This is a genomic window from Aegicerativicinus sediminis (assembly GCF_015476115.1).
GTDB lineage: Bacteria > Bacteroidota > Bacteroidia > Flavobacteriales > Flavobacteriaceae > Aegicerativicinus > Aegicerativicinus sediminis.
Map to the genome: position 1 here is coordinate 2,958,367 of NZ_CP064295.1, position 11,559 is coordinate 2,969,925.

General features: G+C 35.4%; 8 protein-coding genes. 7 read left to right on the forward strand and 1 reads right to left on the reverse strand.

Features of this window, described 5'->3' with window-relative positions:
• Positions 1–7 precede the first annotated feature (7 nt).
• Complete coding sequence (locus ISU00_RS12780; protein ID WP_228851057.1) at positions 8–2,494, forward strand: polysaccharide biosynthesis tyrosine autokinase; 2,487 nt, start codon at positions 8–10, stop codon at positions 2,492–2,494.
• Between the two features lie 638 nt (positions 2,495–3,132).
• Here the strand turns inward: ISU00_RS12780 and ISU00_RS12785 are convergent.
• On the reverse strand, positions 3,133–4,425 hold the full coding sequence (locus tag ISU00_RS12785) for a nucleotide sugar dehydrogenase (protein WP_228851058.1): 1,293 nt from the start codon (positions 4,423–4,425) through the stop codon (positions 3,133–3,135).
• A 1,618-nt stretch (positions 4,426–6,043) separates the two neighbouring features.
• On the opposite strand from ISU00_RS12785, the gene ISU00_RS12790 reads away from it, so the two are divergent.
• Genes ISU00_RS12790 through ISU00_RS12815 form a run of 6 tightly spaced genes read left to right on the forward strand, consistent with a single transcriptional unit; the run spans position 6,044 to position 11,557 of the window.
• Entirely contained in the window at positions 6,044–7,003 is a 960-nt protein-coding gene (locus ISU00_RS12790; RefSeq protein ID WP_228851059.1) for an SDR family oxidoreductase, read from the forward strand.
• Between the two features lie 10 nt (positions 7,004–7,013).
• A complete protein-coding gene (locus ISU00_RS12795) occupies positions 7,014–7,859 on the forward strand; it encodes an FkbM family methyltransferase (protein ID WP_228851060.1) in 846 nt (281 codons plus the stop codon).
• 54 nt (positions 7,860–7,913) lie between these two features.
• Complete coding sequence (locus ISU00_RS12800) at positions 7,914–8,798, forward strand: ABC transporter permease (RefSeq protein WP_228851061.1); 885 nt, start codon at positions 7,914–7,916, stop codon at positions 8,796–8,798.
• The gene (locus tag ISU00_RS12805; RefSeq protein WP_228851062.1) at positions 8,798–10,075 is read left to right on the forward strand and encodes an ABC transporter ATP-binding protein; all 1,278 of its coding nucleotides are present in this window, start codon (positions 8,798–8,800) and stop codon (positions 10,073–10,075) included. Before ISU00_RS12800 ends, ISU00_RS12805 begins: the two co-directional genes overlap by 1 nt.
• 1 nt (position 10,076) lies before the next feature.
• Complete coding sequence (locus ISU00_RS12810; protein WP_228851063.1) at positions 10,077–10,772, forward strand: sulfotransferase family protein; 696 nt, start codon at positions 10,077–10,079, stop codon at positions 10,770–10,772.
• A complete protein-coding gene (locus tag ISU00_RS12815; RefSeq protein ID WP_228851064.1) occupies positions 10,772–11,557 on the forward strand; it encodes a class I SAM-dependent methyltransferase in 786 nt (261 codons plus the stop codon). The genes ISU00_RS12810 and ISU00_RS12815 overlap by 1 nt, the downstream gene beginning before the upstream one ends.
• Positions 11,558–11,559: the final 2 nt, after the last annotated feature.

Below are 11,559 nucleotides of genomic sequence, written 5' to 3' on the forward strand. Positions count from 1 at the left end.
ATTATCATTGGAACAACAGGAATTTGACCATAAGGAGCCAGTAGGAGGAATTTTCTTCGATTTTAGAGGGTTTATTTTTAAAATTCTCCATAATTGGAAGTTGGTCTTGTTGTGTGTGGGTGCGGCCATGATGATAGCCTATTTCATTAATGTTCGTAAACAGAATGTCTATAAATTAAGTGCCCTGATGGCGGTGGAATCAGATCAGAATCCTTTTTTTACAGCTAATACCAGTATCTCTTTCAACTGGGGTGGCACCTCTGCCAAAGTGGGAAAATTAATCACTTCACTTAAAACCAGATCCCACAATGAATTGGTAGTTGATTCCCTCCAATACTATATGGATTACCTCACCCAAGGTAAATACCGTTTAGTGGATATTTATAAAGAAGCGCCTTTTGAGTTCAAAATAGATTTAACCAAACCTCAATTGTTGGGCAGACCAATAGAAATCCATTTTATAGATGCTAATACATTTGAGGTACGTACGGAATTTGAAGGTTCAGGCGGTCAAGGCCAACGTTATTTAGATAAAAGCAAAATTGCGGTTCAACTACCGGTGGGTCCCTTTTCAAAAACCTTTAAATTGGATAGTCCGATAGAATTACCCTTTTTAAATGGTATTATAACGCGTAGGCCAGGTAAGCAAATTTTACCTGGTAAATCCTTTTATCTCCGATTTTCCAATTTTGATGGAGTGGTGAATGGATATAAAACAGGAATGATAGTTAATCCTGTGTCCACTAGTGCTAATAGTATTTTGGAATTGTCTTTGGCAGGTACTAATAAAAATAAGATTGTTGACTATTTAAATGCTACCGCAGCTATTTTAGCACGTACTGAACTTGAACGTAAAAACTTGTATGCTACCAATACCATCCGTTTTATAGACAGTACCTTAAATTCGGTAAATACCGATTTAAAGGATGTCACAAACCAAATGAATCAATTTCGTAAGGAGAATAAGTTATTTAATGTAAGTAATGAAATGACGGAACTATCTTCCAAACTAAGAACCTTAGACTTACAAAAGGAAGAGGAGCAGCGTAAAATTACCTATTTAACTTCATTAGAAAATTACCTCAGGACCAAGACGGATTATACCAACATTGCCGCACCTACGTCTGTAGGGATTACTGAAAGCAATATTTTAAGCAGCGTTTCCAAAATTACACAAATGGCGATTGAACGCCAGAATTTGGAATATACCACTAGGGAAGGCTCTCCATTGTTTGAAGATTTAGATCGCCGTATTGATGCAGAGAAGAACGTATTGTTGGAAACCATTAGTTCCACAAAAAACACCATTAATTATAACCTAAACAGTATCAATAACTCCTTGGCCCAGATGGAGGCTGAATTGCGAAACCTTCCTGAGGACGAACAGGAATACCTAAAAATTCAACGTCAATTGGATATTAGCCAGGAGGTCTATAATACCTATATGGCCAAACGAGGTGAAGCAGCCATCGTAAAGGCAGCCAACGTTTCTGACATTATCATGATCGATGAAGCCAAGGATATAGGAGGTGGATTAATCGGACCCAACAAATCGCTTAATTATATGATGGGGCTTATGATGGGACTGTTTGTACCGCTATTGGTAATCTTTATCATTTTCCTATTGGATAATACCATACATGGTTCTGATGAGGTGGAGCGAATCTCTAATGTTCCTATCATTGGTTTAATTGGGAAATATCCCTATAAAAATAATTTGGTGGTCTACGAAAAATCGCGTTCCGCCGTTTCAGAATCCTTTAGGGCCATACGTTCTTCCTTGGAGTTTATTTTCAAAAATAAAGTCAAAGATGATATTGGCAGAACTTTGATGATTACCTCTTCGGTGAGCGGGGAAGGTAAAACCTTTTGTTCTATCAATATGGCCACGGTCTATGCCTTGTCCGGTAAAAAGACCATCCTATTGGGCTTAGACCTTCGTAAACCTAAAATTTTTGATGATTTTGGCATTACCAATGAAGTAGGTGTGGTAAATTATCTTATAGGGGATAATACACTAGAAGAAGTGGTTCATAAAAGCCATATAGACAATTTACATATTGTTCCTTCTGGCCCAGTGCCTCCAAACCCGTCCGAATTGTTGATGGGTAAAAAAATTAAGGATTTGATTGAAACCTTACGCACCCAATACGATATGGTGGTATTAGATACCCCACCTCTTGGTTTGGTGACTGATGCTTTACAATTAGCCCCATTGGTTGATGCCACCTTGTTTATGATTCGTCTTGATTACACCAAAAAAGGAATGATCAGTTTAATCAACCAAAAGTATAAATCCAAGGAAATCAAAGACGTTAATTTCATTCTTAACTTCTATAAACATAAAACCAATCATAATTATGGTTATGGCTACGGTTATGGTTACGGTTATGGCTATGGCTATGGTGTTTACGGTTATAGCTACCATCAAGACTCCCGCCGCAAAGGGCTTCTCAATCGTATAAAATATTTTTATAAACGCTATTTGTCCTAGTTAGCTTCCCTTTGGTACTTTTTTCTTGATAAAAAAGTACCCCAAAAATCAAGAAGGTTTTAGGAAATTTCTGCTTACGCAGAACCGCTGACAACTTCGGCGTTCCATGCTCCTTTTGCTTCGCAAACGCACTTCCACGTCAGTTGCAGCTATTTCTGAAAACCTTCGGTTACCTATCATCATTTTTTAAATACACTTTGTAACCTATTTGATTCTTAAAACATTCCATTATTAATCGATGGTCACCCCCGGGTGCCAGCATAGTGAACAAAAAGTTTCGAAATCCAGGAGCAAAGCGACGCGAAATTTTTGGAACGGTTTTTAGGCAAGGCCTAAAAAATGCCTTTGCCCGGGGTGCCCTTTTTTGATTCGTTTTTTGGGCATGCAAAAAATGAATGGAGAGAAGTTATCTTAAGCCTAGACTTTTTTGATTCTTTTTTTGGCGATGCAAATCCAAAGGATTCATTCATACAATAATTGATAAATATTAGATAATGAATAAAAAAGAAAGATTAAACTTTTGCTCAAGAAGTTTTTTTTACCTGTTTTTTTGGACGAGCAAATGAGTATTATTCATCCTTACTGAAAATTTAAAATCGTATAATCAAGGATAAAAAATGGCTTTAAAAGCGATGTATTTACAACCTCGCATCAACCATTTCTTTAGGATAAAACCCTTTAACATCAAAAACCACTGAGATATCAGATTTTAACTTGGATATATCAATATTCAAAAACTCATTATGTGCAACGGCTAACACAATGGCATCATAATCAGTATGAAGTTCCAATTGATCTGAGATAAGGGGTAAACCGTATTCTTCCTCAACCTCTTCGGTGGAAGCCCATGGATCATAAACATCCACACTACAACTAAATCCCTTTAATTCAGAAATGATGTCTATAACTCTAGAATTACGTATATCAGGGCAGTTTTCCTTAAAAGTAATTCCCATTACCAACACTCTGGCATCTTTAATACGTGCCCCATTCTGAATCATCATTTTAACAGTTTCTTGAGCCACATAAGACCCCATGGAATCGTTCATTTTGCGACCAGCCAAAATAATTTCAGGATTATAACCAGTTTCAATAGCTTTTTGTGCTAAATAGTAAGGATCTACACCAATACAATGTCCGCCAACAAGTCCAGGTGAGAAATTGATAAAATTCCATTTTGTACCAGCTGCTTCCAATACGGCTTTGGTGTCTATATCTAATAGTCGGAATATTTTAGAAAGTTCATTGACAAACGCAATATTGATATCCCGTTGCGAATTTTCAATCACTTTAGCTGCTTCAGCCACCTTTATAGAAGGTGCTAAATGTGTCCCTGCTTCAATAATGGAACGATATAAAGCATCAATTTCAATAGCAATCTCTGGGGTTGAACCAGAGGTTACTTTTAAAATTTTTGTAACTGTATGTACTTTATCTCCGGGATTGATACGTTCCGGAGAATAACCTGCATAAAAATCTGTATTAAACTTCAGTCCGGATTTGGCTTCCAAAATAGGCACACATATATCTTCGGTGACTCCCGGATAAACAGTAGATTCATAAATGACCACATCACCTTTAGAAAGAACAGAACCAACTGTTTCACTGGCTTTTACCAATGGCGTAAAAATAGGCTTGTTCAATTTATCTGTTGGGGTAGGAACCGTTACAATATAGACATTACAGGATTTAAGAGACTTAGCATCACTAGAAACCTCTAACTCATGTTCGTTAGAACCGTTCAATACAGCATTTAGTTCCTCATCGGAAACTTCAAGGGTTCGGTCTTTACCTTCTTTTAATTCAGAAATGCGTTTATCGTTGATATCAAATCCAACTACTGGATATTTTTTGGCAAATTCTACTGCTAACGGAAGTCCGACATAGCCTAAGCCAATCACAGCAATTTTTGGATTTTTTATGAGGGTCATGTTTAATTTTTTGGAATGACAAAACTAATTAAAATGTCTATAAACCTTATTAGAAATAAAATTTATAATATGCTCTTTTATACGTCGATAAATTACTTTTGGATGTAGAGTTTTATTAAATAGTAGATTTTTATTTATACTTTTCTTTGTTTGCCCGAAAGAAAAGTATCCAAAAGAAAGGGCACTCCTCTGCAGGTATTTTTGGCCTCCTGCCAAAACCGCAACCCTCGGCCTAAATTCGGTCCAAGGCTTCCCGGATTTTTAACGGCCTCGTGTTTCTATACTTCAGATGAGGGGACGAAGTTCCCATAATTATTCAAGGTAAATGAAAAAAATCCGATTTATAATAATAAAGAAGTTTGTCATTCTGAGCGAAACGCATTGAAGTCGAAGAATCTCAAAGATTCCTGCTTTATTGGAATGACATTTTGAATCAATTAAAACTTATGAATCGAAGTCAATCCCCGGGCGCCAGCATAACGAACAAGAGAATGGAATTAAAACGTTTACATAGGTGGAGAAAACATGGCCTATCGAGAAAAATCTTGAAAATCAAGGCAGCAGGGAAAAGGCCTGGGATGAAATACTGTCTGAGCGCAGCGAGTTGTGTTTCATCCGTGGCGGGGGATGCCGTAGCATTTTTTTAGATTTTTATCGTAAGCCTAGACTTTTTTGTTTCTTTTTTTGGCGATGCAAATCCAATGGATTCATTCATACAATAATTGATAAATATTAGATAATGAATAAAAAAGAAAGGAAAGTAGTTTAAATTAATATTTCGAATCTTTAATTTTCTTCAATTTCAGATAAAACCTAGTATTTTTAAACCTATAATGATTTTAAATGAACATACAAAAACACAGTTTTTTAGTAATAATTGGAGCACGTTCAACAATAAAATATTATACCTTTTATCCAAAGTCGAAAGGCGGCAATTTCTAATGCCAACCTGAAAGCCTCAATAGTAATGTAAGCATGATGCAGAAATAACCGAAGGTTTTCAGGAATAGCTGCAAATCAAGCTTTGGTTGAGACCAAAATACATTTTGGTCGAAAGCACCTTGTGCAGCAAGCTAGCACTTGCGCAGTAAAAAGAGCATAAAGCGATAGATTTGTCAGCGGTTGTGCTTCAGCACAAATTTCCTAAAACATTCTTGATTTTTGGGGTACTTTTTTATCAAGAAAAAATACGATAAAGAAAACTCTGAATCATTTATTTACTACGATTTCAAATAAATCCTAGAAACTTTAATCTCGGTAAGATTTTAAATGAGTATTGAAAAACATAGAAATTCTGGAAGGCCATATATGAGGACTGGAAATTTATTAACAAGCATTATAATTTAAATATTTACTTTACCATTTCAAACCATGCGAATATTCGATGTAAGGCTAACCGAAGGTTTTCAGAAATAGCTGCAAATCAAGCGACACTGCGTTTGCGCAGCAAAAAGAGCATAAAGCGAAAGATTTGTCAGCGGTTGTGCTTCAGCACAAATTTCCTATAAACCTTCTTGATTTTTTGCTTCATTTTGTATCAAGACAAAATGAAGAGAGATAAAAAACTATCCAACTTTTCAAATAAAACCTAGTATTTTTAATCCCAGAAACCCATTCAATGCAAATAGAAAAATATAATTTCCTAATAACTGGAGGTGCAGGTTTTATAGGATCTAATATTGTAAAATCTTTAATAGACCATAAAGCCAAAAAAGTCCGAGTCCTCGACAACTTCTCCAACGGCTATAAAAAAAACATAGAACCATTTATAGGGTTAACAAACTTTGAACTTATTGAAGGAGATATCAGGGATTTAGAAACCTGCAAAAAAGCAATGGAAGACATGGATTACGTCTCCCACCAGGCAGCATTGGGGTCCGTCCCTCGCTCTATCGAAGATCCGTCCACGACCAACGCAGTTAATAGCGACGGCTTTTTAAATATGCTGATAGCCTTAAAAGAATCGAAAACCGTCAAACGCATGGTTTATGCTGCTTCTAGCTCTACTTACGGAGATAGCAAGGAACTTCCCAAAAAAGAAGAAAATATTGGTAAACCCTTGTCGCCTTATGCAGTCACCAAATTGGTCAATGAATTGTATGCTGATGTGTTTGGTAAAACCTATGGAACAGACACCATCGGACTTCGTTATTTCAACGTATTTGGACCTAACCAAAGTCCAAACGGACCCTATGCGGCCGTAATCCCATTGTTTATGGAAGCCTTAAAAACGGACAACCCACCAATCATAAATGGCGATGGTGAACAAACCCGTGATTTCACCTATGTAGACAATGCAGTTCAAGCCAATATAAAGGGGTTGTTTGCCTCTAAAGAAGCTGCCAATGAAGTATTTAATGTGGCTTGTGGAGAGCGTATTTCAGTCAATCAATTATGGCAATACCTTAAGGAGGCTGCAAATTCCAATTTAGAACCAAATTATGGGCCTCCAAGGCAAGGTGATGTAAGGGATTCCTTAGCAGATATTTCAAAGGCGCATCGATTAATGGGGTATCAGCCTACCGTTACCGTTAAAGAGGGGCTGAAGCAAACATGGCACTGGTTTAAAAACCAATAAATTAGAGAGTTTGAAAAAACGGTGGAAGGAACTTCTTGCGAAATTTGGTTTACTAAATCAATCAAAAATTTTTTATAATAAGATCAGAAATATCCCTTTTACAAATCGAAAGGAATGGAAGCTTCATTATAAAGAACTTCGTTTAAAATTTGATACTTCTGACTCCTATTCCCACACCTGGTTTTATCCGAGATATGGTTATGGTAAAATACACGAACCCGTAACTACAGACTTATTTTCGAAATACTCAAAAAAGGACAGTATTGTTATTGATGTGGGAGCCCATCTTGGCTATTTCAGTTGTATTGCGTCCAAATTGGCACCTAAAGGTAAAGTGTATGCCTTTGAAGTTGACCCACTAGCCTACAGACTTACTCAAAACAATGTAGCTTTAAATAAACTCTATAATGTGGAAGTTTATAACACAGCCATTTCTAATACTAACGAAGGTGTGAGCATTAATGCATTAATAACTCCTAATCCAGGAATTGTGATTAATAAAATAACCCAAGAGAAGGTGGTTAAAATTCCAAGTACCACTTTAGATCAATTCTGTACTGAAAACCATATAAGTCCTGAATTAATTAAAATAGATGTGGAAGGGGCAGAATTTCTTGTTTTAGAGGGAATGAAAAACTTGTTGTCAAGGGAAAAAATGGTCATTATTTTGGAAATCCATCCATCCCATTTAAAGCGGCATTTTAATACAGATCCTTCAAAGGTAATTGATAGGTTAAATGAGGCAGGTTTTAAATGTGGTCTTGTGGATCATCGAAATAAAGACGCAAATTTTATTGAGGTTACCCCAAAAGACATTTTAAAACATAATACTTTACTTCTCTGCATTAAGCAATAAACAAGTTTGTACTTTTCTTTGGCATCCTTATCTTAGCTTCCCAAAGCTATTAACATGCCTCAATCCCAAATGGAAAACCAAATAGAGGATCCTTGGTTATACACTATTTCTTCTAAGCATAAACTTTTAAGTATAAACTTTAAGGAGATATGGCGCTATAGAGACTTGCTTTTTTTATTTGTTAAACGAGATGTCACAACCGTCTATAAACAGACCGTTTTAGGACCACTATGGTATTTAATTCAACCATTGTTGACCTCTGTTATATTTACATTAGTTTTCAATAATTTAGGTAGTATTAAAACGGGAGGGGTGCCTCCATTTTTATTCAACTTGGCTGGGATTACTGCATGGAATTATTTTAGTGCCTGTTTTACTGGTGCCTCAGGAACTTTTAGAGCCAATGCCGCCATATTTGGTAAGGTATATTTTCCAAGGGTTATTATGCCCATGTCTATTACTATTTCCAATTTATTAAAGTTTGGAATCCAAATGGCTATTTTTAGTGGGTTTTATATATATTATGCCTTAGTAAAAGAAGCCCCAATATCAATTAATATAAACATAGTTTTATTTCCTGTATACATTTTAATAATGGCTCTAATGGGCTTAGGTCTGGGCATGCTAATTTCCACCTTAACAACCAAATACCGAGACCTTAATGTGCTTTTGGGTTTTGGAATTTCTTTGCTTATGTACATGTCCGCGGTACCGTACCCTGTTTCGGAAGCGAGGGCTAAATTTCCGGAATTAGTGGCTAGATTGGTAGAATTCAATCCACTGACCCAAATTATTGAAGGGTTTCGGTTTATGCTGTTAAATTCTGGTACATTTTCATGGAACGGATTTATTTATACATTTTTACTGAGTTTGATTCTATTTTTTGCGGGACTTATGGTGTTTAACCAAACTGAGCGAAAATTTATTGATACTGTATAATGGGAAGGGTTATTCTTAAGGCAGAATATATAAGTAAACAATACCGTCTTGGGTTGGTGGGTACAGGTACATTGTCCCACGATCTAAACCGTTGGTGGCATAGAATAAGAGGGAAAGAGGATCCCTATTTAAAAATAGGGGCTGCAAACGATAGAAGTAAAAAACAAGCAACAGATTATGTCTGGGCTTTAAAGGATATCAATTTTGAAGTAGAGCAAGGAGAGGTGCTCGGTATTATTGGTAAAAATGGAGCTGGTAAATCTACTCTTCTAAAGATATTATCACGAGTAACCTCACCAACCACTGGTGAAATTAAATCCCGTGGCCGGATAGCTTCGTTATTGGAAGTCGGTACGGGCTTTCATCCCGAATTAACAGGTAGGGAAAACATTTATTTAAATGGTGCCATTTTGGGTATGACCAAACAAGAAATCCGTTCTAAGGAAGAAGAAATTGTAGATTTTAGCGGTTGCGAAGGCTATATTGACACGCCGGTAAAACGCTATTCTTCTGGCATGAGGGTTAGACTAGCCTTTGCGGTAGCTGCATTTTTAGAACCTGATATTTTGGTTGTGGATGAAGTCTTGGCTGTCGGCGATGCGGAGTTCCAAAAAAAAGCAGTTGGAAAAATGCAGGATATTAGCCAAGGGGAAGGACGCACGGTTTTATTTGTAAGCCATAACATGGCTGCGGTAAAAAGTTTATGTACTAGAGCTTTGGTGTTGGAAAACGGAAAAGTTGTTTTTAATGGACAAACCGAGTCAGCGGTTGGTTTATATTTAAAATGCGATATTGATTCATCTGTTTCTTTGGCTGACAGATTAGATAGAAAGGGTGACGGCCGAATAAAATTTTCGAGAATAGAAATTTTTAACTTAAATGAAGAATTGGTTGATTCTGTAATTTCTGGGGAGTTCTTAAAACTTAGATTGTTTTTCGAGCAATTTGAAGATATAAATGGTAAGTTAATTTTTGGCTTTGAAATTAAAGATCAAAATGAGGAGTTGAAAGGAATGTTTGTATCTGATGAGAAGAATCTAAATATCAATAGTTATATCGATCAAGGTTATATTGATATTGTATTTGATAGATTCATGTTAAGGGGTGGTAGTTATTTTTTTAAGTTTTTAATTTCTGAAAAAGATACAAGAAAAGAAAATCAATTAGACAATTTGGATAGAGCCTATACCCTAAATGTGTTGCCGGGAGATATTTATAATATTGGTAGAACAAATAGATCCTACAATGCTTATTTTATTGATTGCAAATTAGAATAACATGAAACTTCTTATTGTCGGGTGTGAAAGGTCTGGAACAACAATAATTTCAAAATTACTTAGTCAGGGGTCTGGGGCTAATTTATTAAATGACCCCATAGAATCCTGGTATCTATATCCGTTAATTAGGGTAATCGGTATTCGCGGATTCTCACTTTCTATGGTTTTCAAACTTTGGAAATATAAAATAGTTAAGGTGCCGGGTTTTGCAACAATATTGCCGGAGCTAAGAAAAATTCATCCTTTACCATATAAGATTGTATATATAGTGCGAGACCCAAGAGATAATTATTCTGCTATTAAAGAAAGACTCAGTCAAGATTTAAATGGACTTTATTTAAATATCCATTATTTAAATAAAAAGGGTAAGAGTATTTGTGAGAATATCTCATATAGATGGGATTCATATTTACAGTTTGCAATGGATTATTCTAATAATTATAAAGAAGATATACTCTTTGTTCGCTATGAGGATTTTTTAAAGGATAAAATAAAAATTTTGCAAAAAATAGCTGTATTCTCAAAATTGAATTTTAATTCTAATATGATTACAAATGATCTCGATAAACAAATTAACAAAAGTTGGTCTAACAAAATTTATGGAGCAGGAAGATATAAAAATGAATTAACAGATGATGAAATTGAAACTGTTGAAAGAATAACCATTGAAAAGATGAAAAGATTCAATTATATTTAATGAAAGATTCCTTAGAATTTTATAATCAATTTGATAAAAAACTTATTACAGATTTTGTTTTAGGAAATAAACGTATTGAAAAGGCCATAAAAAATCTAGGTTCTAGGATTCCAAATCATTCTGATAATATTTTAGACATTGGGTGCGGCATAGGGTGGAGTACTTATGAATTTGCAAAAATTTATAAAAACGCTCAAGTTGAAGGAATTGATTTAAGTCCAGTTTTAATTGAAATAGCAAGCAAACTTTTTAAAAGGGAAAATTTACGCTATGCAAATTTTGATATAACCCGTGATATCCCCCAGAAAGAATATGATGCCATAATAATGATTGATGTTTATGAGCACATTCCTGTTGTGGAAAGATTAAATTTTCATAGGTTTTTAAAGACCTTAATAAGGCAAAAAGGTCAATTGTTGGTGTCTTGCCCAACTAAATTCCATCAGGATTATTTACGAAAATATAACCCCGATGGGCTTCAACCAGTTGATGAGGATGTAGAAATAGATGATATACAAATAATGGCAAGGAATATTGGCGGTGAACTAGTTTATTTTGAATATCAAACGGTTTGGAGAACAAATGATTATTTCCATTGTGCTATTGAAATTTCGCCTCAATACTCCAAGTTTAGTTCGAAGAAAGGAAATAGAATAATTTTAGAGACTCCGTTGAAAAGAAAGGAACTAGTCAAATCAGTTTTTGGCAATTTGTACTCTATTCCTACAGGAAAAGAAAGTGGCTTCCTCTCAGTTGTAAAGAAAATAAAAAAGAAATTGCGATAAGT

Excerpts from the sequence above, each read along its gene's own strand:
- ISU00_RS12805 (WP_228851062.1), top strand. The coding sequence starts at position 8,798 with ATGGGAAGGGTTATTCTTAAGGCAGAATATATAAGTAAACAATACCGT.
- ISU00_RS12810 (WP_228851063.1), top strand. The coding sequence starts at position 10,077 with ATGAAACTTCTTATTGTCGGGTGTGAAAGGTCTGGAACAACAATAATT.
- ISU00_RS12790 (WP_228851059.1), top strand. The coding sequence starts at position 6,044 with ATGCAAATAGAAAAATATAATTTCCTAATAACTGGAGGTGCAGGTTTT.
- ISU00_RS12785 (WP_228851058.1), bottom strand. The coding sequence starts at position 4,425 with ATGACCCTCATAAAAAATCCAAAAATTGCTGTGATTGGCTTAGGCTAT.
- ISU00_RS12800 (WP_228851061.1), top strand. The coding sequence starts at position 7,914 with ATGCCTCAATCCCAAATGGAAAACCAAATAGAGGATCCTTGGTTATAC.
- ISU00_RS12815 (WP_228851064.1), top strand. The coding sequence starts at position 10,772 with ATGAAAGATTCCTTAGAATTTTATAATCAATTTGATAAAAAACTTATT.